We start from the raw sequence: 22,162 nt of genomic DNA, 5'->3' as shown, positions 1-22,162 counted from the left end.
AATGTCTGTATTTTCGTTGTTGGCGCAGCATGCCGACATGGCCGTGCACAATTTGCATGTCGCGGGTGCCATGGTCTCGGATGCTGCATTGCATGGCAAGCTCGCCGTCGAGCATGCTTCCGATCATCTCGTGGTCCTGGCGCAGGCGCAGACCGACAGCGGGCCGGTCACCGCCGATCAGCTGAAGGAGCAGCTGAAAAACGTGCAGCAGGAAGAGCAGCTTGGCTGGCTGACTGCCATCGGCAAGTACTTCATCGGCATTTTCCAGAAGGGCGGCGAGGTTTTCGCCGGCTTTGTCACCGGCATCATCCCGACGCTTGTGGTGCTGATGACCGCCTTTTACGCCGTCACCGAACTGGTCGGCGAAGAGCGGGTCCACGGTCTGGCGCGTGGCGCTGGCCGCATCGCGCTGACCCGCTACACCGTGCTGCCGCTGCTGGCGGTGTTCTTCCTCACCAACCCGATGGCTTACACCTTCGGCTCGTTCCTGGAAGAAAAGCACAAGCCGGCCTTCTATGACGCGGCCGTGTCCTACGTGCATCCGCCGCTCGGCCTCTTTCCGCACATCAACCCTGGCGAATATTTCGTCTGGGGAGGCATGCTCGTGGCCTTGCTCGATCTCGAGAAGCGCGGCGTCATCGCCGCCGGCTACCATGTCAAGGTTGCCATCTGGTACGCCATCGTCGGCCTCGTCGTCATCCTGCTCAAGGGCATGCTGACCGAGCGCATCACCGCCATCATGGCACGCCGCCAGGGCGTCGAGCTGTAAGGGCGGGGAGGACATCATGGCCAAGACATACAAAGCCGTACGGATCACCCGGGGCAAAACAGGGTGGGGCGGTCCGCTTGTGATCGAGCCGACCGAACAGCGCAGCAAGGTTGTTTCCGTCACCGGTGGTGGCATTCATCCGGTGGCGCAGCTCATCGCCGATATGACCGGCGCTGAAGCCGTCGACGGCTTCAAGGCGCCGCCGATCGAAAGCGAAATGGCGGTTGTCGTCGTCGACTGCGGCGGCACCGCACGATGCGGCGTCTATCCGCGCAAGCGTATCCCGACCGTCAACCTGACGCCGGTCGGACAGTCCGGGCCGCTCGCCCAGTTTATCACCGAGGATATCTATGTTTCGGGCGTCAAGCCGGCCGACGTCACAATGGCGGACGGGTCCGAGGCGGTCACGACTGCAGGGGGAGCAGCATCGATGGGTTCGACCAACAACACAGCGACGCCGACGGCGCTGCCCAGCGAGGGTGGCCTGATCGGTTTCATCAGCACGATCGGCCGCGTCATGGGTCGTGTCGTCGGCATCTTCTTCAATGCCGGCCGCCGCACCATCGACCAGGTCATCCGCAACGTGCTGCCGTTCATGGCCTTCGTGACCATGCTCATCGGTCTGATCCTGTATACCGGCGTCGGTGACGTGCTGGCGCAGCCGATGGGTCCGCTGGCCAACAATATCGTCGGCCTGCTGATCATCTCGGCCATTTGCGGCCTGCCGTTCCTGTCGCCCATCCTGGGCCCAGGCGCTGTCATCGCGCAGGTTATCGGCGTCGCCATCATCGGCCCGCAGATTGCCAACGGCACGATCTCTCCGGCGATGGCGCTGCCGGCTCTGTTTGCCTACAACACCCAGGTGGGCTGCGACTTCGTTCCCGTCGGCCTCGCACTGGGTGAAGCCAAGCCGAAAACCATCGAAATCGGCGTGCCGGCGGTGCTCATCAGCCGCCAGATCATGGGTCCGGTCTCGGTGCTGATCGCCTGGGTCGTCTCCCTGATCGTGTTCTAAACACCAGAAATAACGAGGTTCGCCATATGTCGGTTCTTCTCAAGACACGGGTCACGGCAATAGGACCCGAAGTGGCGGACCTCGCCGAGGGCGGCGTGGTCATCCTGTTCGCGGATGGCTCGCCACCGGAGCTTGCCGAGGTCTCGGTGCTCCACAAGGCCGAGATCGGACCTAGCGACGGCGCGCCTGAAAAGGGCGCGTCGATCACCCTTGGCCCGGTTTCGGCTGTCATAACCGCCGTCGGCTCCAGCGCCTGGAGCAAGGTGCTCGAGATGGGCCACGTCGTCATCTCGTTCAACGGCGCCAGCGAGGCCGAAAGGCCGGGCGAGATCTGCGCATCGCAGGTCGATACGCAAGCCCTCGTGGCTGCGCTGAAGACAGGCGCGATCATCACCATCGCCGCCTGAAAGCATTCGCGCCCAGCCAGTCTGGCTTTGGCGCCCAAAAAAGCAGAGTATTTGCCATGGAACGCTCGACCATCGTCAGAGTGCATGAAGGTTTGCACGCCCGTCCCGCCACGCGCTTCGTCAAGCTCGCCAAGGCTTTCGAATCCGACGTCGAACTGGTCAAGGACGGCAAGGCGGTCAGTGCCAAGAGCTCGGTCAAGCTGATGCTGCTGGCGGTCAAGGAAAACCAGGAAGTCACTGTGCGGGCGAACGGCGCCGACGCCATCGAGGCGATCGAGGCTCTGATCGGCTATCTCGAGAACCCAAAGGCGGGTCTCGACGATGAAGACTCCCACGCTCCAGCCAATGACCAGGGCAAGGAAGCGGCGCCTGCGGCAGCGCCCCGGTCCGCGCCGGCCGCATCAGGCGAAGCAAGCAGTGGTTTGCGCGGTGTCGCCGCAAGCGAGGGCGTCGCCATCGGGCCGGCTTTTGCACATTTCCCGCCCGACATCGCCGGGCAGGGCCGCATGCTGCAGGCCGATGAGATCGCCGGCGAGATCGACAGGTTTCGCGCCGCCGTCGCCGCCGTCCAGGCCCGCATGGACCGGGCTTTGGCACAGGATGGTCTGTCGGCCGGTGACCGCGGCATCGTCGCGGCACTGAGAGATATCGCCGCCGACGACAGCCTGACCGGCGAGGCCGAGAAGGCAATCAAGGGCGGCAACGACGCGGTCTCGGCCACGATCACCGCCGCCTCCACCATCGCCGCCGATTTCAGCGCCGTCGACGATCATTATCTCAATGCGCGGGCGGACGATGTCCATGCGGTCGGACGGCAGATCAGCCTGGTGCTGCTTGGCCAGGACGACGTCAGTCTCGAAAACATCCCGCAAGGTGCGATCCTGATCGCCGACGATATCGGCGCCTGGGATCTGGCGCGGGCGCCGCTGAAACGCATCGGCGGCGTGGTGTGCGGCCATGGCGGCGCCACCTCGCACATCGCCATCATCGCCCGCTCGCATGGCATTCCGGCGGTGCTCGGCCTTGGCGACCGGATCCACCTCTTGCGCACGGCGCAAGAGGTGGCGCTCGACGGCAACAGCGGCCAGGTGATCATCGACCCCGACGCGGCGACGCGCGCCGATTTCGCCGGTCGTGTCCAAGCGGCGGCGAAGGAGCGTGCCGGCCTGGCGGCTTTCAAGACGGTGACGCCGAAGCTGGCGGACGGCAGGGTCATCGAGGTCGCGGCCAATATCGGCTCGCTGGAAGAGATCGAGGCAGCGCAAGAGGCCGGCGCCATGGGTGTCGGCCTGTTCCGCACCGAGCTCCTGTTCATGCGCCATATGCACCTTCCGTCGGAGGACATGCAGGCCGAGACCTATGCGGCGCTGGCCAAGGCCTTCGCACCCTATCCGGTCATCGTGCGCACGCTCGACATCGGCGGCGACAAGCCGATTGCCGGCATCGAGTTCCCCGACGAGGAGAACCCCTTCCTCGGGTGGCGCGGCATCCGCATGTGCCTCGACCGGCCCGATATCTTCAAGCGCCAGCTCAGGGCGCTGCTGAGGGCCGCCGTGCACGGCAACATCAAGGTGATGCTGCCGATGGTCTCCGATGTTGGCGAGGTGCGGCAGACGCGCGTTCTTGTCGCCGAATGCGCCGCCGAACTCAAGGCCGAAGGCGTGCCGCATGCGACGTTCGATCTCGGCGTGATGATCGAAACCCCGGCCGCCGTGCTGATCGCCCCGGCACTGGCCAAGGAAGTGGCTTTCTTCTCGATCGGCACCAACGACCTGACCCAGTACATCATGGCGGCCGATCGGCTCAACCCGACCGTTGCGAAGCTCAACGACGTCACCAATCCGGCGGTCATGTCGGCGATCGAGCTGACGGCCAAGGCCGGCGTCGCCGCCGGCATCATGGTAGGCATGTGCGGCGAAGCGGCGGGCCGGCCGGATCTCATTCCGGCCTTCCTGGAGATGGGCCTGACCGAGCTGTCGATGAGCCCGGCCTCGATCCAGCGCGTCAAGAAGACGATCACGGCGATGGCAGCCGGGGAGTAGTTCCCGCAATCGCCGCTGGAGCTTACGGCAGATGCGCAAGCAAGGTGGCGAACACAGGTGCCAATTCATCGACCGGGCTCGCCTTGGCGCAGGCTTGGGCAATGCGCTCATGACGTATGTCGGCCGCCAGAATCGCGATTTCCAGCATGTCGGGCTCCGGCGCGCCGTCACGACCGGTGGTCGCCAGGCCGCAGGCCAGGACGACCGGCGCCAGGCAGCTTATGTCGAGCGCCTGGCCGCCAGCAGCGCTCGCTTCCGGCGCGGCTTCGCCAAAGCGGACCGGACGCTGGTTGAGCAACTCGACCAGCAGTGCCGCGCAGATGGCCGCGATGGCCTGCAGTCCGGCACCCGGCGCGGCCAGCGCAGCCAACAATTCGCCATGGCGCTTGCGCATGGCCGCGTGGACGGCGGCGAACCCGGCTTCATGGATACGGACGTGGTCGATCTTCAGCCCGGCAAGCACTGCCTTGGTCAGATAGTACATGTCGCGCCGGAACAGGCGCTCGGCGCTCAATTGCTGGTCTTCGTCACCGGCCGGGAAATAGGTGGCGAGGCCTTTTACGGTCGTTCCGTCCACTCTTATCGGGCGCTCGTGCGGGACGAAGGATTCGGCGATCGACAGCGCTTCGTCGACGGCACTCGCGGCGTGGCTGAGCAGGCCTTCGATGCCTTTGCCCGGAAATGGCGGCAGATGGCTGGTTGCTTCGCGCAGCAGGCTGGCCTCGCTGGCGCCGTCATGGCGGCTCTGGCGGATGATGTCGCGGACTTCCCGCAGCCGGTCCTTGAGGTTGACGCGGACATCTTCGGAGATTTGTCGGAGCATCGCGGTTAGCCTCGAATGTGCCGTGCGGCGCCACCTGCGACGGGCACCACCGACTCTACATTGTTCCTATCGATTGGTAGATCAATAGGCGATACTAGACCAGCATGCAGAATCGGCGACGGCGCACTCGTCCGCCGCGGGGGAGGGATGATTGGCCAGGGGACGACAAATCGTGGAAAGACGGCCCGAGGAAAGGCGGACCGACGAAAGGCGGGCAGGAGCGGAAGCGACCGAGCAGATCGTCAGCGAGAGCCGCACGGACCGCCTCAGGATCCGCGCCGCCTGGATGTATTTCGTCGAGCAGATGACGCAGAACGAGATCGCCGATGTGCTCGGCGTCGGCCGCGTCACCATCGTGCGCATGCTGGCGGAGGCGCGGTCGCGCAACGAGGTCAAGATCACCATCGAGAGCGAGCTTCTAGAGATCGTGCGGCTGGAGCGCGCGCTGGAAAAGACCTTCGGCCTCCAGCAGGCGCTGGTGGCGCCGCTGACAGCGGCCAGTGCCGATCCGATCCCGGCAATAGCCGCCAAGACCGGCATGTTCCTGTCCGACGCTATGAAATCCGGCATGCAGGTCGGTGTCGGCTGGGGCAATACGCTGTTCCACACCTTGCCGTTCATCAGCGCCAAATCGCTGACCGATTTCAAGGTGATTTCGCTGCTTGGCGGCGTCGGCGTCGCGCGCCGGGTCAACCCGGCCGAGTTCGCCTGGCGCTTCGCCCAGATCTTCCAGGGCGACGGCTATCTGATGCCGACGCCAGCCGTCGTCGACAGCGTCGAGACCAAGATCGCGCTGATCGAACGCTGCGGCCTGCAGGAGGTTTTTGAAATGGCCGACGCGCTCGACGCCGTTCTGCTGAGTGTCGGCGGGATCGCTTCGGCCACCACCTTCTCGCGCGGCGGCTTCCTCAGGGAAGCGGACCGGGAGGCGCTGCTGGCGCGCGGCGCCGTCGGGGACCTCCTGTTCCACTTCTACGACCGCAATGGCGATCTGGTCGATCATCCCGTCAACAACCATGTGATGTCGGTGGATGTCGACCGGCTGCGCAAGGCGCCAATCCGCATTCTGACCTCCGGCGGCGCGGAGAAGACCGACGCCCTGCTCGGCGCAATGAACCTGATTGCGCCCACAATCCTGATCACCGACGAGGAGAGTGCAAGGCGGATTCTGGCGGCGGTCAGCGAAAGCTGAAGGACCCCATCGTATAGTCCGGCCAGGCCTTATGCTCATCGAAGACAGCGGCGAGGTCAGGCGTGTCGGCCAATATCCCACCCATCACCAGTGCCGTCGCGATGCCGACGCCATTGCCGCCTGCAATATCGTGTTCGACGCTGTCGCCGACGCAGACCACGCTGCCGCGCTTTGGTTCGCCGGCGAGCGCGAGCGCCGCTTCGAAGATCGCCGGGCCGGGCTTGCCGATGCGGGTGACGCTGCCGCCCAGGCTCTCGTAAAGATCGGCGATCTCGCCGGCGCCGAAGCGGGGCCCGACCGCCGTCAGCATGATCTTGTCGGGATTGGTGCAGAAGCATGGCACTTTTCGCGCCGCCGCCGGGGCCAGCAAGCGGCGATAATGCTCGAGGTCGTAGCGGTCGCCCTCGCTGGCCGCGATCAGTACCAGGTTGGCGGTATCGCCGGTTCCGGTCAATACAAAAGGCAGGCCCTCGATCGCTGTGCGGTCATTATCGCGGCTGATCAACAGGCAGTTCGTGCCGGGGCGCAACGCTCCGGTCGCCGCCATTTCGTGGAAGGATCGCCACGCCACCTCGCCGGAGGAAACGAAATGATCCCAGCTTCCGGGCTCGAAGCCGAGCCTCAGCAAACGGTCTTCGTTGGGCTTGGCGCGCCTGCCGGAGTTGGAGACCAGCACCACGGTCTTTCCGGCGCGCTTCAGTGCCGCCAAGGCCACCACCGCACCGGGATAGGGGGCCGAGCCGTCATGCAGCACGCCGAACTGGTCGACCAGGAAGACCTGGTAGCGCTCCTCCAGCGGTCCGATGCCGTCGAGGCGTTCAGCCAGTTTCCCGCTCATAGCAGCCCCGCCTCGTTCGCACCCTTCAACGCCAGGCGCGCCGCTCCGGCAGCGGCCTCGTCCGACAAAGCCGGCAAGAACGCAACGCCGAGCTTACGCTGCCGGATCGCGCTCCACGCCGGATTTGCCGCGCCGCCGCCGACGCTGCGCACCGAAGTCAGCGCCGGCGCGCCGAGCTCGCCAAGCCGGCGATAGCCGAGCGCTTCGATCGCGGCCATGCCTTCGAACATCGCCTTGAGATAGTCGGCATCATCCGCCGGGCGCGGGACGAGGCGCGGGGGGAGCGCCGGATCGGCGATCGGGAAGCGTTCGCCCGATGTGGCGAGCGGATAATAGTCGAGGCCGGTCTCGGTCGCGGGGTCGATCATGGTGCTGAGCTCGATGATCCGCGCGAGCGGAAAATGCCGCGCCAGCACCTTGCCACCGGAATTCGATGCGCCGCCGGCCAGCCAGGTGTCGCCAAGACGATGGCTGTAGATGCCGAAGCGCGGCGCCGAGATCGGCCGGTCGGACAGGATCTTGATGGTCAGCGAGGAACCCAATGCGGTGACGCCGTCGCCGGCTGCCGTAGCGCCCGTCGCCAGGAATGAGGCGCAGCCGTCCGTGGTGCCGGCAACCACAACCACATCGCGCGGCAAGCCGAAAAGCGCGGCGGCGGCCGTGGTAAGCGTGCCGCTGACCTCGCCCGGCTCGACGACATCAGGCAGTAAATTCATGCGCATGCCGGTGGCCGCGATCCAATCCGGCCAGCGGCGAGCCTCGACGTCATAGCCGGTCTTGAGCGCATTGTTCTCGTCGCTGACGTCGAAGCGTCCGGACAGGTTGCCGGCGATCCAGTCGGCCTGGTGGAGCACGGCCGCCATGCCGGGCAGACGCTGGAATCGGAGCGCCTTGGCGAGGCCTGAAGTCGGCCCGTGGGCGGCGCTCGTTTCCGGCGCCTCGCGGGCGACGATGGCCAGGATGTCTCCGTCATCGACCTTGTCGTTGTACATCAGCGGCTCGGCCAGGGGCCGCCCATCAGTGTCGACCGGCAGCAGCGTGCCCGATGTGCCGTCGACGGCGATGGCGCGGACCGTGGCACGGTCTATGCTTGAAAGCAGCCCGGCCAGCGCCGCCTGGACCGCTTGCCACCATGTGCGGGGATCGCGGGGGTTCGGGCCGAACCTGTCGAGAGGCACGGCGGATTGGGCGGCAATGGAAAAATCCTGGCGCATGGCGACCGCGCGGGCGCCGGAGGTGCCGATGTCGATGCCGACGACAAGTGGCGTCATGTCGTCCGTTCCTTGTCAGGCCGTGCCGGCGGCGTTGAGCTTCTGGCGATACTGCTCGGCGTCCCAGTTGACCAGTTCGTCATTCTCGGCGGCCGTGAGATAGTTCAGCCGCGCCTTGCCATCGACGCGCGCGGTCACGTCGGCCAGGCAACGCTGCATGGCGTCGGCACCGGCGCTGGCGTCGCCGCGCATCAGCACGCCGGCGCCGGGAAACAGGATCGCCGGTGGCGCCGCGCCGAGCCGCGCGACGACGCCGGCCACGTCCTCGCCCGGCCTCGCCAGGACCGAGCCCTGGCCAAGGAATATGACATGGTCCGGATAGAGGCTGCCGGCCTCGGCCATGTGCAGGCTTTCCGCATCGATCGCGACAGCATGCGCTTCGATATCCGCCGGTAACCGGTAGTCGCCGGCTAGCGTCGTCAGGGCGGCGATGTCGGGTGCGGCGGTCGCGCGCGCCGGCCGCGCCAGCAGCGACCGGACGCGGTGCAGCAAGGCCTGTGCGTCGGGGACGGTTTCCGCGGCGACCACCAGTCCGTGATTGCCAAGGATCAGTACGTCGACGCCGGGTCGCAATCTCTCGGCAATGCCACGGGCGAGCGGCAAGCCCGGCCGGAAATAGGGCACCCAGGCCCATTCGATGCCGCCCAGCCGCTTGGCGACCTCGGCCTCGCCATCGGCTTGCACGGCCAGCGAAATCGTGTCGACGCAGTGGACGTGCAGAACCACGCGTTGCGGCATCAAGGCATGCACCGTGGTCTCGATCGACGGACGCAGGCCACGCGGATTGAGGTCTTCGATGGCGAAAGCCTGTGGCTTGTCGGCGGCCGGGTCGCGCCGGTCGACGGCCTCCAGCAGCGGCGCCATCGCCACCGGCACCATAATGTCGTCGCTGAGCGCGTCCTTCAGCCAGGTGCCCGAGGCCTTGATCCACAGCGTGTCGCCGGCCTTCAGCGAGGTGTTGCCGCCCGCCGCCTGCGTCATGTGCGGGTTCAGCCCGATGCTGGCCGAAAGCGCCCGCAAGGCGGCCAGTTCCTGTGCATCAGCTTGGGTTGCCATGGCCCTTTTCTCCAACGCTTGCACAAAATCCCGTCGTCGGGACCGGTGTTGGCGTTGGTATCGCAGATGTGAGTGATCTGCGTCAATAGTGATCTACTATCGTCAAAAGCGGCTTGCAATCCAACTAATGTTGAGTAAGTTGCACCAATTGCCATAGAAATGGCGTCAGGGAGGAAAGGTTGAGCGACCTCGGCCGCCAGCGTCAGATCGTCGAATTGCTGCGGGATCGCCCGTTTGCCTCCGTGCGCGAGTTGCAGGAGCGGCTCGGCGTTTCGGCGGCGACGGTCAGGCGCGATATCGACCGGATCGACGAGGCCGGTGAGGCCCGCAAGGTCTATGGCGGCATTTCGGCGCTCGATGGCGCCTCGCATGCGGGCGTCGCCTATGCCCGGCCCTATGACGAGAACCGCGACCTTGCCGTCGAGGCCAAACGGCAGATCGCGGCGGTCGCCGCGACCATGGTGCGCGATGGCGACGCGGTCATCGTCCATGGCGGCTCGACCTGCTTCCATCTCGGCGTCAAGCTCGCCGACCGCAACATCCGGCTCTACACCAATTCGATGCCGCTCGCGGCCTATCTCAGCGACCATGGCCATTGCAGCCTGACGGTTGCCGGCGGCGACCTGCACCGTGAACCCGGCATCATCCATTCGCCGACCCAGGCGACGTCCTTCTATGCCTCGAAATTCTTTCTCGGCACACAGGGGCTCAACCAGGAAGGGCTGCTGGAATCGCATCCGCTGCTGGTGCGGTCCATCGTCGAGCTCAGCCTGTGCGCCGACCAGATCGTGGTGCTGGCCGACAGCCGCAAGCTGTCGATCCACGCGCGCAACGTCGCGCTGCCGCTGTCGCGCATCGGCACGCTGGTCACCGATGACGGGCTCTCCGATGCCGATGCGCGCATGCTGGAGGATGCCGGCGTCATGGTGCGGATCGCTTCAACCTCGGGAGCCCTCGCGTGAACGTGGCAGTTCTCGACTTCGGCAAGACCAATTCGAAGCTGTTCGTCTTCGGCCAGGACGGACGCATTCTCGACGAGCGCCGGACGCAACCGAAATGGGCGCGCCAAGGCGGCTTCAGCGTGCTCGACGAGGCCGCCCTCCATGGCTGGGCGTTCGGTGCCGTCGCCGACGCGGTCGAAAACCATGGTGTCGAAGGGGTGATGGTGTCGGGCCATGGCTGTACCTTCGCTCTTGTCGACGACAAGGCGCTGACCCATCCGATCCTCGACTACGAACAGGAGCCACCGGCCGAAATCGCGGCGCGGATCGACCGCCGCATCCCGGATTTCGGCGAGACGTTCTCTCCCCGCCTGCCGCTCGGCTTCAACTATGGCCGTCACATGCTATGGCTGCAGGAAGTCGATCCCGATGCGTTCGCGGCGGCGAAATGGATCCTCGGCTATCCCCAATACTGGAGCTGGCGCCTTGGCGGCCGGCCGGTCTGCGAGGTCTCCTATCTCGGCTGCCATTCGCATTTGTGGGCCCCGCGCAAACGTGATTTCTCCTCGCTGGTCGACGCCGAGGGCTGGCGTGGCCAGATGCCGGCTTTCGAACGTGCCGGCGCCGTCATCGGCGAGCAGCGCTTCGGTGGTGCCGGGCGCCCGGTCGCCATCCACAACGGCGTTCACGACTCCAATGCGGCGCTGCATGCCTATCGTCGCCAGGAGCTCGGCCCGCTGACTGTCGTGTCGACCGGCACCTGGGTCGTCGTGCTCAACCCCGACTGTCCGCTCGAAGCGCTCGACCGTGAGCGCGACATGCTGGTCAATGTCGATGTCGACGGTGGTCCAGTGCCGACCATCCGCTTCATGGGCGGGCGCGAATTCGCCGTCATAAGCTGCGACTGGCAAGGCGCGATCCCGCATCGCTCGATCCAACAGGCGATCGATGCCGGCCTCATGGCGCTGCCGAGCTTCGCGGCGGGCGGGCCGATGCCGGATCGCCCCGGCCGGTTGGCCGGGCGCATGCCCGATGCTGGTGAACGCGCTGCCGTGGCGCTGCTCTATGTGGCGCTAATGATCGATCTCTGCCTCGACCTCATCCATTCCGACAATACCGTCATCGTCGATGGCGGGCTGAACACTGGCGGCTTGCTCGCCGGGTTGCTGGCGCAGCTGCGTCCCGGCCAGGGTTTCCTGCAAGGTGCTTCGCTCGAAGGCAGCGCCACGGGTGCCGCCGCGCTCGCCTTCGAGAGCGTGGGGCGCGACTTCGCCGCCGAGCCGCCGGAGCCGGTGCGGGCGACACGATTCGGCGGGCTTGCCGGCTATCGCGACGCTTGGCGCGATCTCATTGCCCGGCATGGTGCCGCCGCCAAGGCGGCGGGTGGTGCACGATGAGCGCGGCGGTGCGGACGCTAGCGGCGCGCCAGCCGGTGCTGGAGATGCGCCACATCTCGAAGACCTTCGGCGCGATCCGTGCCCTGCAGGACGTCTCGCTCAGCGTCCACGCCGGCGAACTGCATGCGCTGATGGGCGAGAACGGCGCCGGCAAGTCAACGCTGATGAAGGTGCTGTCCGGCGCCTATCGGCCGGATCCCGGCGGCGAGATCCTGATCGATGGTGCGCCCGCCGCGACGGGCGATCCGATCAAGGCGCGTGCTGCCGGCATCGCGGTGATCTATCAGGAACTGTCGTTGGCGCCCAATCTGACCGTGGCGCAGAACATCTTCCTCGGCAACGAGCCGCGCCGTTTCGGCATCGTCGACCGCGACCAGTGCAACCGGCGCGCCGCAGAGATCGTCGATCGGCTCGGTGTCTCCTTCTCGGCGCGTGCACTGGTCTCAGGCCTGTCGCTCGGCGAGCGCCAACTGGTCGAGATCGCACGGGCGCTGTCGACCAATGCGCGCATCATCGTCATGGACGAGCCGACCACATCGCTCACCTCGCGCGAGACCGACCGTCTGTTCGAGGTGATCGCGACGCTGAAGGCGCAAGGCATCGCCATCATCTACATCAGCCACCGCATGGAGGAAGTCTACCAACTTGCCGACCGCGTCAGCGTGCTGCGCGACAGCGGCTATGTCGGTACGCTCGAGCGCGCCGACCTCAACGCCTCGCGCCTGGTGTCGATGATGGTCGGCCGCGATCTCTCCGCCTTCTACAAGAAGGATCATCGCCCTCCAGACGGAAAACGCGCCATCGCGCTCTCGGTGCGCGGCATGTCCGACGCGCACCTGCTGAAGAACTGTTCGTTCGATCTCCATCACGGCGAGGTGCTGGCATTGGCGGGCCTCGTCGGCTCGGGCCGCACGGAGCTTGCCCGGCTGATCTTCGGCGCCGACAAACGCAGCGCTGGCACGATGGAGCTCGACGGCAAGCCCATAACCATCGGCTCGCCGCGCGAGGCGCTCGATGCCGGCATCGCCTACCTCACCGAGGACCGCAAGGAACTCGGCCTGTTCCTCGATATGTCCATTTCGGACAACATCAGCATGGGCGTACTTGTCAGGGACGCGCGGGCCGGCGGCCTTCGCGATTTCACGGCCGCCGACAGGCGTGCGGCAAAGGCCATTGCCGACCTGTCGATCCGCACCAACTCGGCGCAGGCCAATGCCGGCTCGCTGTCGGGCGGCAACCAGCAGAAAGTGCTGCTCGCGCGCCTTCTGGAGACCGAGCCGAAGGTCGTCATCCTCGACGAGCCGACCCGCGGCGTCGATGTCGGGGCCAAATCGGAAATCTATCGGCTGATCGACAATCTCGCCAACCGGGGCATCGCCATCCTGATGATATCAAGCGAATTGCCCGAGGTGATCGGCGTCGCCGACCGCGTGCTGGTGATGCGCGACGGCGCCATATCAGGCGAGGTGACGGCATCCGAAGGCGAGCCGCTTCGTCAGGAAGCGATCATGGAACTTGCGACGGGAGCGTCTCAGCGATGACAGACAGGACGACCGCGACGAAGAGTGTGGATCAGGCGGCGGTCGGGAGCCGGCGGCTGCGCACCACATTTGCCGCCCTTGGCATGCTGCCCGTGCTGGTGCTGCTGGCGGCCGGCTTCCAGTTCATCAACCCGCGCTTCCTCACCGGCACCAACCTGCTCATCGTCACGCAGCAATCGTCGATCAACATCGTGCTTGCCGCCGGCATGACATTCGTCATCCTGACCGGCGGCATCGACCTGTCGGTCGGCTCTATCCTCGCGGCGGCCGCGATGGTGGCGGTGCTGGTGTCGCTGGTGCCGGACTGGGGCCTGCTCGGCGTGCCGGCGGCCATCCTGGCGGGGCTCGGCTTCGGGCTCATCAACGGGCTGCTCATCGCCTATATCAGGCTTCCGCCGTTTATCGTCACGCTGGGTTCGCTGACAGCCGTGCGCGGCATTGCCCGCCTGCTCGGGCAGGACACGACGGTGTTCAACTCCGACCTGCCGTTCGACTTCATCGGCAACGGCTCGGTACTCGGCATTCCCTGGCTCGTCGTCATTGCCCTGTCGGTGGTGGTGCTGTCCTGGCTGGTGCTGAAGCGGACGGTGCTCGGCACCTGGATTTATGCCGTCGGCGGCAACGCCGAGGCAGCTCGACTGACCGGCATCAAGGTGCCGCTGGTGCTGCTCTTCGTCTATGGCGTTTCCGGCCTGCTGGCCGGCCTTGGCGGCGCCATGTCGGCGGCAAGGCTCTACGCCGCCAACGGCCTGCAGCTCGGGCAAAGCTACGAACTCGACGCCATCGCCGCCGTCATTCTCGGCGGCACCAGTTTCGTCGGCGGCGTCGGCTCGATCTGGGGCACGCTGATCGGCGGCCTGATCATCGCGGTGCTCTCCAACGGCCTCATCTTGGCCGGTGTCTCTGACATCTGGCAGTACATCATCAAGGGATTGGTCATCATCGTGGCGGTCGCCCTCGACCGCTACCGGCTCCAGGCAGGGGCAAGAACGTGAGTGACCTAGTCGCCGGCATCAACGACCGGCTTGTGTAACGCACCGTGAGAGGCGCGGGGCATCAGGAGGAAGTAAGTGTAATGAAGACCATCGCCAAACTGCTCTGCGGCGCCGCCCTTGCGGCCGTCGCCATCGCGCCGGCATCGGCCAAGGACCTCAACAAGGTCGGCATCTCGGTCGGCCTGCTCGGCAACCCCTTCTTTGTCGCCACCATCAAGGGCATCGAGGACGCGGCCAGGAAGATCAATCCGAAGGTCGAGGTGACGTCGGTATCGGCCGACTACGACCTCAACAAGCAGGTCTCGCAGGTCGATTCCTTCATCGCCGCCGGCGTCGACGTGATCATGCTGAACGCGGTCGATGCCAAGGCGATCGCTCCGGCGGTGAAGAAGGCGCAGGCCGCCGGCATCATCGTCGCGGCTTTCGACGTTTCGGCGCCCGGTGCCGACGTCACGGTGATGACCAACAACGTCAAGGCCGGCGAGGAAGCCTGCCAATACCTGGTCGACCACACCGGCGGCAAGGGCGACTACGTCATCCTCAACGGGCCGGCGTCGTCGTCGATCCTGGAACGGGTGAAAGGCTGCAAGAACGTGCTTGCCCAGCATCCCGACATCAAGATCCTGTCCGACGACCAGAACGCCGAAGGCTCCCGCGATGGCGGCTTGAAAGTGTTCCAGTCGCTGCTCACCCGTTTCGACAAGATCGACGCGGTGTTCGCAATCAACGATCCGACGGCGATCGGCGCGGAGCTCGCCGCCAAGCAGCTCAACCGTTCGGAGTTCATCTTCACCGCGGTCGACGGCGCGCCGGATATCGAGAAGGAACTTTCTTCCGGCAAATCGATGATCAAGGCCTCGGCCTCGCAGGATCCCTATGTGATGGCCGGCCAGTCGCTCACCATGGCGGCCGACCTGCTCGCCGGCAAGAAGCCGGCCGAGGCCACCGTACTGCTCGACCCGAAGCTGATCACGGCCGAGAACCTGAAGGACTACAAGGGCTGGACCGCGGCCCGCTAAGCCTCCCAAGGCCGGTGCGGCCGGCGCGATCCGGCCGCACCATTCTCCTCGCCGCTTAACTCTTTGTTTTACGCAATTCCGGACGGAAAACCGCCACACGCTTTTCGTGGAATTGCTTTAACCGGAGACGATCATGTCGCGCATCGGAATCCATTCCTTCGTCTGGTCGGCAAGCTCGGCGCAGAACGAGCTCGAACGCACGCTGGCCAATACCAGGGAGGCCGGTTTCGACCTGATCGAATTCTCCTATCTCGACCCCGCCAATGTCGATATTGACGGGCTTGCCAAACGCATCGCCGATCTTGGTCTCGGCGTCGCGATCAGCATCGGATTGCCTGGTGACGGCGATATTTCGAGCGCCGACAAGGCGATCGCCGCGCGCGGCGTCGAGATCCTCAGCGACACCGTCGCGCTGACGCGCGACCTTGGCGGCAGCAAGGTCGCCGGCATTCTTTCGACCAGCCATGGCCTGCAGATCGAGGCACCGACACGCGATCAATGGAACCGCAGCGCGGCAACGCTGGCAAAGGTCGCCGAGACGGCGAAGGCAGCCGGCGTCACGCTCAACCTCGAAATCGTCAACCGCTTCGAAAGCAACCTGCTCAACACCGCCGCGCAAGGGTTGGCCTTCATCGAGGACACGGGGTCGGACAACATCTTCCTGCATCTCGACACGTTCCACATGAACATCGAGGAAGCCGATGTCGGGCTCGCCATCCGCCACGCCGCGGCCAAGATCGGCTATGTCCATATCGGCGAAAGCCATCGCGGCTTCCTCGGCACCGGCAACATCGATTTCGCGGGGATTTTCGATGCGCTGACCGCAATCGGCTATGCCGACGATCTCAGCTTCGAATCCTTCTCCTCGGAGATCGTCGACGAGAACCTGTCGAAGAAGACGGCGATCTGGCGCAATCTGTGGACCGACAACATGGCGCTCGCCAAGCACGCGCGCGCTTTCATCGGCCTCGGGCTGGAGACGGCGCAACGCAAGGCAGAGCTGGTCTCGGCACGGCACAAGCCATAACCACTCCAGCTCCGCGCCGGTCAGCCCGAATGCGCGGCCGCGCCTGTTTCGCACGGCACGGCATTGCTCCCGTCATGTGCATCGGCTATCCGACCCGCAGCACACATGAAGCAAACGGAGCCCGGCATGACGAACAAGACCATCCTGAAATTCGGCGCGGTCGAGCACGCGGAAGCCGGCGATCTGCCTGGCTGGATCGCGGTCGAGGGCCAACCGACCATGCAGACCGCCGTCCAGCACACGACTTCGGATGGCAAGGTGATATCGGGAACCTGGCGGGCGTCGCCAGGCACCTATCATGCGACCTACACCGATTATGAGTTCGTGCACATGATTGCCGGCCGCATCATCATCACGCCCGACGGCGGCACGCCGGTCGAGGTCGGCCCCGGCGACGCCTTCGTGGTGGAAGCCGATTTCAAGGGCACCTGGAAGATCATCGAGCCGGTGACCAAGCATTTTGTCGTGCGGGTCGGCTGAGCCGGCCCGATCACAGCCGAAGCAAGCCCGCCATGATTCGCCATGGCGGGTAAGCCCGGATTGCTTTGCGCCTATTGCGGCAAGCTATCCGCCCACGACTTCACTCAACCAGCTCCGCCACCTGACCGGTTTGTTCCCGCGCGCCTTTCCGCTTCGGAGCTCTGCCGCTTTGGGTTGTGGAACATTCAGCTGCAGCCGGCGTTTTACGTCACACTGTCTTTCAGAGATGCACCGCAGTCGCGCGCGACTGCCTTTGGAGGCATTACCATGGCCCGCAACCCGCAAAGCACGGCAAGCATTGGCGGCCACCCGATCCATCCCATGCTGATCCCCTTCCCGATCGCTTTCTTCGTCGCCACCTTCGTTTGCGACCTGATCTTCTGGCGAACAGGCAATCCGGGATGGATGACCGCCAGTCTCTGGCTGCTTGGGGCGGGCCTGATAATGGCCGCCTTGGCAGCTCTTGCCGGGCTGACCGATGTCCTTGGCGATGTTCAAATCCGCAATTTGCGTGACGCGTGGCTCCACGCCGGCGGCAATGTGCTCGTCGTCCTGATCGAACTCTACAACTGGTACTCTCGCTATGCCCATGGCGAGACGGCGGTGGTACCCACCGGCCTGGTCCTCTCGCTGATCGTGGTTCTCATTCTTCTGTTCACGGGCTGGAAGGGCTGGGAAATGGTCTACCGTCATCGCGTGGGCGTCGCCGATGGTCCAGGCGAAGTGAGCCGACACTGAGCGCGGACGAATAGGGCCCTCTGGGCTATGCGCCATGCCCAGCCTGCCGAGCCGTCCCAGGAAGGGGCTATCGGCGACGGGTCGCCATTGCCGGACCGTGCCCGAGACCTATATCCCTAGCGAATTTGTGATCGGCCAACCCCGGAATTGTCCGCCGCACCAGCTGTCTTCCCGGTACGGTCGCGCCTCCGCGGCCAGAGGATACCCGCATGACAAGGTTCAATTCCACCAGGCTGTTGGCCACAACGACCTTGATGCTGCTCGATCACGGGCTGGCAATGGCGCAGATGCCGGCGCAGCAGCCGGATGCCAAGTCATTCAAACTTGGCACACTCGACATCGTCGCCCTGCACGACGCCCAGTTCGTCAAGCCCAACGACGGCAAGACCTTCGGCCTCGATCACAGCCCCGCGGAAGTCGGCGAGCTGCTCAAGGCGGCGGGAGCGCCGACCGATACCATCACGCTGAGCGTCGACGCCCTACTGGTCAAATCGAAGACCAGTGTCGTGTTGATCGACACGGGTGTCGGCGGCGCGCTGCAGGACAGCCTGGCCAAGGCCGGCATCAAACCCGCTGACGTCAGCGAGATATTGATCACCCATTCTCATCCCGACCACATTGGAGGGCTGGTCAAGGACGACAAACTGGCTTTTCCCAACGCCACGATAAGGATGTCTGACGTGGAGTGGGATTTTGCCAAGTCCAACAAGGATGCGGCCGATATCATCAAGGTCATTGCCGACCATGTGAAACCGTTCAAGGCCGGCGCCGAGGTCGCGCCTGGCATCACCTCGGTGGCGCTCAAGGGACACACACCCGGCCATGTCGGCTATCAGATAAAGTCCGGAAAAGAACGGCTGTTCGATATTGGCGACACGGTGCACAGCTCAATCATCTCGCTCGCCAAGCCGGACTGGGCCGTGGCCTTCGACGGCGACAAACCGGAAGGTGAGCAGAACAGGGCCAGGACCTTGGCCACGCTGGCCAAGGACCACGAGATGATCTTCGCACCGCACTTTCCGTTCCCCGGTATTGGGCAGATCGAGAAAGACGGCGACCACTTCAAATGGACGCCGAGCGACAAGCCCAAGTAGGATTGATTCCAGCCATAGAACTACCAGCTGCTTGAAGCTGAGCGCGAATGCGGTTGGCCTCAGACCGATGCTGCAAGCTCATTCGCGAAGTTGCGATAGGAGTGCAGCGGGCGGCCCAGGATCCCTGTCAAACGCTCGACGTCGCCAGCCCCAGGAAGCATGCCGTCGGCGACATAGCGCTCGGCCATCAGGCGCATTTCATAGGCCATCCACTTGGGCATGATGTTCGCTAGATTCTGCTCGAACCCGGTAGGATCATCGCCGCCATAGGCAATCGGGCGGCCCAGGACATCCGACCAGATCGCCGCTACATCCGAGCCAGTCAGCGTATCGGGGCCGACCAGATTGATGATTTCGATCGGCAGCTTACCCGGGGCCTGGTCACGACGGACCAGCTCGACGGCTGCGACCTCGGCAATGTCGCGGGCGTCGACCATGGCGATGCCCTTGGCTCCGATCGGCATCGGATAGACGCCATGGTTGAAGATGACATCCTTGATCATGAGTTCATTGTCGATGAAGTAGGCCGGGCGCAGGATAGTGGCGCTGAAGCCCATCTGTTCGATCATCCGCTCCGCGCCGGACTTCACGGCGAAATGCGGCACGTTGACGAAACGATCGCTGTGGATCACCGACAGATAGACAACCCGCTCGACGCCCGACTCGCGGGCAATGTTCAGGGTGATGAGCGCCTGGGTGAATTCGTCCCCCGACACCGCGTTGAGCAGGAACAGTGTGTTGACGCCGGCAAACGCTTTGCGCAGCGAGTCGATATCGAGCAGTTCGCCTTGCACGACCTCTACAATGGCCGGAAAGTCAGCCTTCGAGATGTCGCGAACGAGGACGCGCACATCGGCGCCGCGCTTGACGAGCTGCTGGACGACTTGGCGGCCGACACGGCCAGTGGCGCCGGTAACGAGGATAGTCATGATTGTTTCTCCGAGTTGGGTTGCTTGACGATCCCAATATGAGTGGTTCACACATGGGCCAATAGGTGTGATATTTGAACGCAGCGTATCACTGGTGGAACACATGGATCTGGTTGCTCTCGCTGATTTCGTCATCGTGGCGCGCCACGGCGGCTTCGGGCGTGCCGCCCGCGCTGCCGCTCGCCCTAAGGCGACGCTGTCGCGTCGGGTCGCGGAGCTTGAGGCCAGCCTTGGTCTGCGCCTGTTCGAACGCGGCGCACGCATGCTCAAGCTGACGGAGGAAGGACGCGCGCTGTACGAACGTGCGGGCTGGCTGCTTACCGAACTCGACGAGACAGCCGCAGCGATCTCCTCGGGAGGTGAAAGGCCGCGAGGCAGGTTGCGGATCAGCGCGCCACTGGTTTTTTCGCAGACCGCGATGGGAAAGATCGCCGCCGGGTTCGCGCTGAAGTATCCGGAAGTGAGGCTCGATGTGTCGACGGAAGACCGCTCCGTCGACATGATCGAGGAGGGATTTGATCTGGTGATCAGGGTCAATCCCGATCCGGATGACAGCCTCGTCGGACGAGTCTTCCTGCGCGATCGGCTGGTGGTCGTGGCAAGCCCTGACCTCGCGCGGCCGCCCGGACACCACCCCGCTCCCGCGGTCGTGCGCACGGCCGGCGATCGACCGATCTGGGCCGTGAAGACGCCCACTGGCCGGGCAACTATCGCGATCCAGCCAGTTCTGACCCTGTCATCGCTGATCATGGTCCGGGGTGCGGTGCGAGCGGGGGTCGGTGCGGGCCGCCTCCCCGTGTCGCTTGTCAGTCACGACATAGCCGACGGCTCGCTGATCCATTGGGGTGATGTCGAGGGAGGCGACATCACCTTGTGGGCGCTCTACCCGTCCAGGCGGCTGCTAAGCGCTAGGGTGTCCGCGTTCCTCGATTACCTCAAGCAGGCATTCCCGATGGGGACGCCCGATGAATTGGCCGCCTATGTCGGCAAGTGACGTGTAGAAAGCGGGTCGCCAACCGGGCAGCTTACTGCACGTAGCCATCGTAAAATTGAAAGCATGGTGATCCCGACAGGAATCGAACCTGTGACCTACAGATTAGGAATCTGCCGCTCTATCCTACTGAGCTACGGGACCACGCGGCCCGACACATAGCCGCTTCGGATCGTTTCGCCAAGAGGGCCGGCCGAACGCAATTCGGCCGGCGCTCTATATGACCGGCCTCAGGCGGCTAGCGCCGTCTCCGCCAGTTTCACCCAATAGCTCATGCCGTGCGGGATGGCTTCGTCGTTGAAGTCGTAGGCCGGATTGTGGAGACCGGCGGTCTCGCCATTGCCGATGAAGATGAAGGCTCCAGGCCGGGCTTCCAGCATGTAGGAGAAATCCTCGCCGCCCATCACCGGCTGGATTTCGCGGTGCACCTGGGCATCGCCCGCCACGTCGGCGGCCACATCGCTGGCGAAGACCGTCTCATCCGCATGATTGAACGTCACCGGGTAGTTCGCGTCGTAGTCGACCTCGATCGTCGCGCCATAGGCGGTGGCAAGTCCCGCGCAGATGGCGCGGATCCGCTCTTCCGACTTCCTGGCCACTTCCTTCTTCAGCGTGCGCACGGTGCCGGCGATCTCGGCCGATTCCGGGATGATGTTGTAGGCGTCGCCGGCGTGGAACTTGGTCACCGAGACCACCACCGCCTCGACCGGATCGGTGCTGCGCGAGGCGATCGTCTGCAAGGCGCCGACCAACTGGCTGGTGATGACGATCGGATCGATCGTGCCGTGCGGCATCGCCGCATGGCCGCCCCGGCCTTTCACGGTGATGGTGAATTCGGCCGTCGCCGCCATGATCGGGCCCGGACGGATGGCGAACTGGCCGACCGGCAGGCCGGGCATGTTGTGCATGCCGAACACTTTAGCGATGTCGAAACGCTCCATCATGCCGTCCTTGACCATCTCGTTTCCGCCGCCGCCGCCTTCTTCCGCCGGCTGGAAAATCACCGCCACGGAGCCCGTGAAGTTGCGCGTCTCGGCGAGATATTTCGCCGCGCCGAGCAGCATCGCGGTGTGGCCGTCATGGCCGCAGGCATGCATCTTGCCCGGAACGGTCGAGGCGTAGGGCTTGCCGGTGATCTCCTTGAGCGGCAGTGCATCCATGTCGGCGCGCAACCCGATTGTGGGGCCTTCCCCCTGACGGCCGCGAATGATGCCGACGACGCCCGTCTTGCCGAGGCCGGTCACCACATCGTCGCAGCCGAACTCTTTCAGCTTTTCGGTGACGAAGGCCGCCGTCTTGAAGACATCGAAGTTCAGTTCTGGCGTCTGGTGCAAATGCCGTCGCCAGCCGGCGACTTCGTCCTGCATTTCGGCGGCGCGGTTGAGGATCGGCATGATGGTTCCATTTCGTTGTTGGTGCAGCCGGCTTCAGCCTGGTGGTTTGCAATTGGGCGCGGGGTGCCTTGCAATTGTGATTGTCAGGCGCTTTGCCATGTTGGCGTCACATAGGGTAAATAGCACCGCAATAATGCGGTCCGGTTTTTGAGGGTCGGATCCTTATGCTGGCGGTCACGTAATGAAATCTTACGGAGCCAGGG

21 protein-coding genes and 1 tRNA gene are annotated in these 22,162 nt (G+C 64.7%); 15 read left to right on the top strand and 7 right to left on the bottom strand.

Annotated features, from left to right (window positions below):
* The first annotated feature begins 1 nt into the window (after window position 1).
* From FJ954_RS20985 to ptsP, 4 genes are read left to right on the top strand one after another with little or no spacing between them, the layout of a single operon-like run.
* Window positions 2-769, top strand: a complete 768-nt coding sequence (locus tag FJ954_RS20985) for a PTS glucitol/sorbitol transporter subunit IIC (RefSeq protein WP_140616781.1) — start codon at window positions 2-4, stop codon at window positions 767-769.
* Between the two features lie 16 nt (window positions 770-785).
* Window positions 786-1,784, top strand: coding sequence for a PTS glucitol/sorbitol transporter subunit IIB (locus FJ954_RS20980; protein ID WP_015315469.1), 999 nt, complete (start codon window positions 786-788; stop codon window positions 1,782-1,784).
* A 26-nt stretch (window positions 1,785-1,810) separates the two neighbouring features.
* Window positions 1,811-2,191 carry a PTS glucitol/sorbitol transporter subunit IIA gene (locus FJ954_RS20975; protein ID WP_140662903.1) on the top strand — a complete coding sequence of 127 codons (381 nt, stop codon included), beginning with the start codon at window positions 1,811-1,813 and terminating at the stop codon, window positions 2,189-2,191.
* A gap of 56 nt (window positions 2,192-2,247) precedes the next feature.
* Complete coding sequence (ptsP, locus tag FJ954_RS20970) at window positions 2,248-4,233, top strand: phosphoenolpyruvate--protein phosphotransferase (protein ID WP_140662901.1); 1,986 nt, start codon at window positions 2,248-2,250, stop codon at window positions 4,231-4,233.
* A 22-nt stretch (window positions 4,234-4,255) separates the two neighbouring features.
* Here ptsP and FJ954_RS20965 read toward each other — a convergent pair whose 3' ends face one another.
* A complete protein-coding gene (locus FJ954_RS20965) occupies window positions 4,256-5,056 on the bottom strand; it encodes a hypothetical protein (protein WP_140662899.1) in 801 nt (266 codons plus the stop codon).
* A gap of 172 nt (window positions 5,057-5,228) precedes the next feature.
* Here FJ954_RS20965 and FJ954_RS20960 point away from each other — a divergent pair, with 172 nt between their 5' ends.
* Complete coding sequence (locus tag FJ954_RS20960; RefSeq protein ID WP_051041246.1) at window positions 5,229-6,248, top strand: sugar-binding transcriptional regulator; 1,020 nt, start codon at window positions 5,229-5,231, stop codon at window positions 6,246-6,248.
* Here the strand turns inward: FJ954_RS20960 and FJ954_RS20955 are convergent.
* From FJ954_RS20955 to FJ954_RS20945, 3 genes are read right to left on the bottom strand one after another with little or no spacing between them, the layout of a single operon-like run.
* On the bottom strand, window positions 6,235-7,086 hold the full coding sequence (locus FJ954_RS20955) for a TIGR01459 family HAD-type hydrolase (protein WP_015315474.1): 852 nt from the start codon (window positions 7,084-7,086) through the stop codon (window positions 6,235-6,237). The two genes, FJ954_RS20960 and FJ954_RS20955, sit on opposite strands and share 14 nt — an antisense overlap.
* Window positions 7,083-8,357: an FGGY-family carbohydrate kinase gene (locus FJ954_RS20950; protein WP_140662897.1), complete on the bottom strand. Its 1,275-nt coding sequence runs from the start codon at window positions 8,355-8,357 to the stop codon at window positions 7,083-7,085. The genes FJ954_RS20955 and FJ954_RS20950 overlap by 4 nt, the downstream gene beginning before the upstream one ends.
* Before the next feature lie 15 nt (window positions 8,358-8,372).
* The gene (locus tag FJ954_RS20945) at window positions 8,373-9,413 is read right to left on the bottom strand and encodes a class II aldolase/adducin family protein (protein ID WP_015315476.1); all 1,041 of its coding nucleotides are present in this window, start codon (window positions 9,411-9,413) and stop codon (window positions 8,373-8,375) included.
* A gap of 179 nt (window positions 9,414-9,592) precedes the next feature.
* Here FJ954_RS20945 and FJ954_RS20940 point away from each other — a divergent pair, with 179 nt between their 5' ends.
* From FJ954_RS20940 to FJ954_RS20900, 9 genes are all read left to right on the top strand, one after another.
* Window positions 9,593-10,375 (top strand): DeoR/GlpR family DNA-binding transcription regulator, encoded by a 783-nt coding sequence (locus FJ954_RS20940; protein ID WP_015315477.1) that lies wholly within the window; start codon window positions 9,593-9,595, stop codon window positions 10,373-10,375.
* Window positions 10,372-11,751 carry a carbohydrate kinase gene (locus FJ954_RS20935; RefSeq protein ID WP_140662895.1) on the top strand — a complete coding sequence of 460 codons (1,380 nt, stop codon included), beginning with the start codon at window positions 10,372-10,374 and terminating at the stop codon, window positions 11,749-11,751. Before FJ954_RS20940 ends, FJ954_RS20935 begins: the two co-directional genes overlap by 4 nt.
* Entirely contained in the window at window positions 11,748-13,292 is a 1,545-nt protein-coding gene (locus FJ954_RS20930) for a sugar ABC transporter ATP-binding protein (protein ID WP_140616788.1), read from the top strand. The genes FJ954_RS20935 and FJ954_RS20930 overlap by 4 nt, the downstream gene beginning before the upstream one ends.
* The gene (locus tag FJ954_RS20925) at window positions 13,289-14,287 is read left to right on the top strand and encodes a ribose ABC transporter permease (protein ID WP_140662893.1); all 999 of its coding nucleotides are present in this window, start codon (window positions 13,289-13,291) and stop codon (window positions 14,285-14,287) included. Before FJ954_RS20930 ends, FJ954_RS20925 begins: the two co-directional genes overlap by 4 nt.
* A gap of 80 nt (window positions 14,288-14,367) precedes the next feature.
* A complete protein-coding gene (locus tag FJ954_RS20920; RefSeq protein WP_015315481.1) occupies window positions 14,368-15,306 on the top strand; it encodes an ABC transporter substrate-binding protein in 939 nt (312 codons plus the stop codon).
* A gap of 133 nt (window positions 15,307-15,439) precedes the next feature.
* On the top strand, window positions 15,440-16,333 hold the full coding sequence (locus FJ954_RS20915) for a sugar phosphate isomerase/epimerase (RefSeq protein WP_140662891.1): 894 nt from the start codon (window positions 15,440-15,442) through the stop codon (window positions 16,331-16,333).
* Window positions 16,334-16,459: 126 nt separating this feature from the next.
* Complete coding sequence (locus tag FJ954_RS20910) at window positions 16,460-16,813, top strand: cupin domain-containing protein (protein ID WP_015315483.1); 354 nt, start codon at window positions 16,460-16,462, stop codon at window positions 16,811-16,813.
* Between the two features lie 267 nt (window positions 16,814-17,080).
* Complete coding sequence (locus FJ954_RS20905; protein ID WP_140662889.1) at window positions 17,081-17,551, top strand: DUF2231 domain-containing protein; 471 nt, start codon at window positions 17,081-17,083, stop codon at window positions 17,549-17,551.
* Between the two features lie 209 nt (window positions 17,552-17,760).
* A complete protein-coding gene (locus tag FJ954_RS20900) occupies window positions 17,761-18,645 on the top strand; it encodes an MBL fold metallo-hydrolase (protein WP_140662888.1) in 885 nt (294 codons plus the stop codon).
* A 59-nt stretch (window positions 18,646-18,704) separates the two neighbouring features.
* On the opposite strand, the gene FJ954_RS20895 is transcribed toward FJ954_RS20900, so the two are convergent.
* Complete coding sequence (locus FJ954_RS20895) at window positions 18,705-19,574, bottom strand: NmrA/HSCARG family protein (protein ID WP_140663020.1); 870 nt, start codon at window positions 19,572-19,574, stop codon at window positions 18,705-18,707.
* A 103-nt stretch (window positions 19,575-19,677) separates the two neighbouring features.
* Between FJ954_RS20895 and FJ954_RS20890 the strand changes: the two genes are divergently transcribed.
* A complete protein-coding gene (locus tag FJ954_RS20890) occupies window positions 19,678-20,568 on the top strand; it encodes a LysR family transcriptional regulator (RefSeq protein WP_140662886.1) in 891 nt (296 codons plus the stop codon).
* A gap of 64 nt (window positions 20,569-20,632) precedes the next feature.
* Here the strand turns inward: FJ954_RS20890 and FJ954_RS20885 are convergent.
* Window positions 20,633-20,709: transfer RNA gene (locus tag FJ954_RS20885), tRNA-Arg, on the bottom strand.
* 86 nt (window positions 20,710-20,795) lie between these two features.
* Window positions 20,796-21,959, bottom strand: coding sequence for a M20 aminoacylase family protein (locus FJ954_RS20880; protein ID WP_015315488.1), 1,164 nt, complete (start codon window positions 21,957-21,959; stop codon window positions 20,796-20,798).
* Window positions 21,960-22,162: the final 203 nt, after the last annotated feature.

Origin of the sequence: Mesorhizobium sp. B2-3-15 (assembly GCF_006442875.1) — a bacterium.
Classification (GTDB): domain Bacteria; phylum Pseudomonadota; class Alphaproteobacteria; order Rhizobiales; family Rhizobiaceae; genus Mesorhizobium; species Mesorhizobium australicum.
This window is presented reverse-complemented; position numbering and strand designations above follow the sequence as displayed.

What these genes read in the sequence shown, in the direction of transcription:
- FJ954_RS20985 (WP_140616781.1), top strand. Translation starts at nt 2, where the DNA reads ATGTCTGTATTTTCGTTGTTGGCGCAGCATGCCGACATGGCCGTGCAC.
- FJ954_RS20980 (WP_015315469.1), top strand. Translation starts at nt 786, where the DNA reads ATGGCCAAGACATACAAAGCCGTACGGATCACCCGGGGCAAAACAGGG.
- FJ954_RS20975 (WP_140662903.1), top strand. Translation starts at nt 1,811, where the DNA reads ATGTCGGTTCTTCTCAAGACACGGGTCACGGCAATAGGACCCGAAGTG.
- ptsP (WP_140662901.1), top strand. Translation starts at nt 2,248, where the DNA reads ATGGAACGCTCGACCATCGTCAGAGTGCATGAAGGTTTGCACGCCCGT.
- FJ954_RS20965 (WP_140662899.1), bottom strand. Translation starts at nt 5,056, where the DNA reads ATGCTCCGACAAATCTCCGAAGATGTCCGCGTCAACCTCAAGGACCGG.
- FJ954_RS20955 (WP_015315474.1), bottom strand. Translation starts at nt 7,086, where the DNA reads ATGAGCGGGAAACTGGCTGAACGCCTCGACGGCATCGGACCGCTGGAG.
- FJ954_RS20950 (WP_140662897.1), bottom strand. Translation starts at nt 8,357, where the DNA reads ATGACGCCACTTGTCGTCGGCATCGACATCGGCACCTCCGGCGCCCGC.
- FJ954_RS20945 (WP_015315476.1), bottom strand. Translation starts at nt 9,413, where the DNA reads ATGGCAACCCAAGCTGATGCACAGGAACTGGCCGCCTTGCGGGCGCTT.
- FJ954_RS20930 (WP_140616788.1), top strand. Translation starts at nt 11,748, where the DNA reads ATGAGCGCGGCGGTGCGGACGCTAGCGGCGCGCCAGCCGGTGCTGGAG.
- FJ954_RS20925 (WP_140662893.1), top strand. Translation starts at nt 13,289, where the DNA reads ATGACAGACAGGACGACCGCGACGAAGAGTGTGGATCAGGCGGCGGTC.
- FJ954_RS20920 (WP_015315481.1), top strand. Translation starts at nt 14,368, where the DNA reads ATGAAGACCATCGCCAAACTGCTCTGCGGCGCCGCCCTTGCGGCCGTC.
- FJ954_RS20915 (WP_140662891.1), top strand. Translation starts at nt 15,440, where the DNA reads ATGTCGCGCATCGGAATCCATTCCTTCGTCTGGTCGGCAAGCTCGGCG.
- FJ954_RS20910 (WP_015315483.1), top strand. Translation starts at nt 16,460, where the DNA reads ATGACGAACAAGACCATCCTGAAATTCGGCGCGGTCGAGCACGCGGAA.
- FJ954_RS20905 (WP_140662889.1), top strand. Translation starts at nt 17,081, where the DNA reads ATGGCCCGCAACCCGCAAAGCACGGCAAGCATTGGCGGCCACCCGATC.
- FJ954_RS20900 (WP_140662888.1), top strand. Translation starts at nt 17,761, where the DNA reads ATGACAAGGTTCAATTCCACCAGGCTGTTGGCCACAACGACCTTGATG.
- FJ954_RS20895 (WP_140663020.1), bottom strand. Translation starts at nt 19,574, where the DNA reads ATGACTATCCTCGTTACCGGCGCCACTGGCCGTGTCGGCCGCCAAGTC.
- FJ954_RS20890 (WP_140662886.1), top strand. Translation starts at nt 19,678, where the DNA reads ATGGATCTGGTTGCTCTCGCTGATTTCGTCATCGTGGCGCGCCACGGC.
- FJ954_RS20880 (WP_015315488.1), bottom strand. Translation starts at nt 21,959, where the DNA reads ATGCCGATCCTCAACCGCGCCGCCGAAATGCAGGACGAAGTCGCCGGC.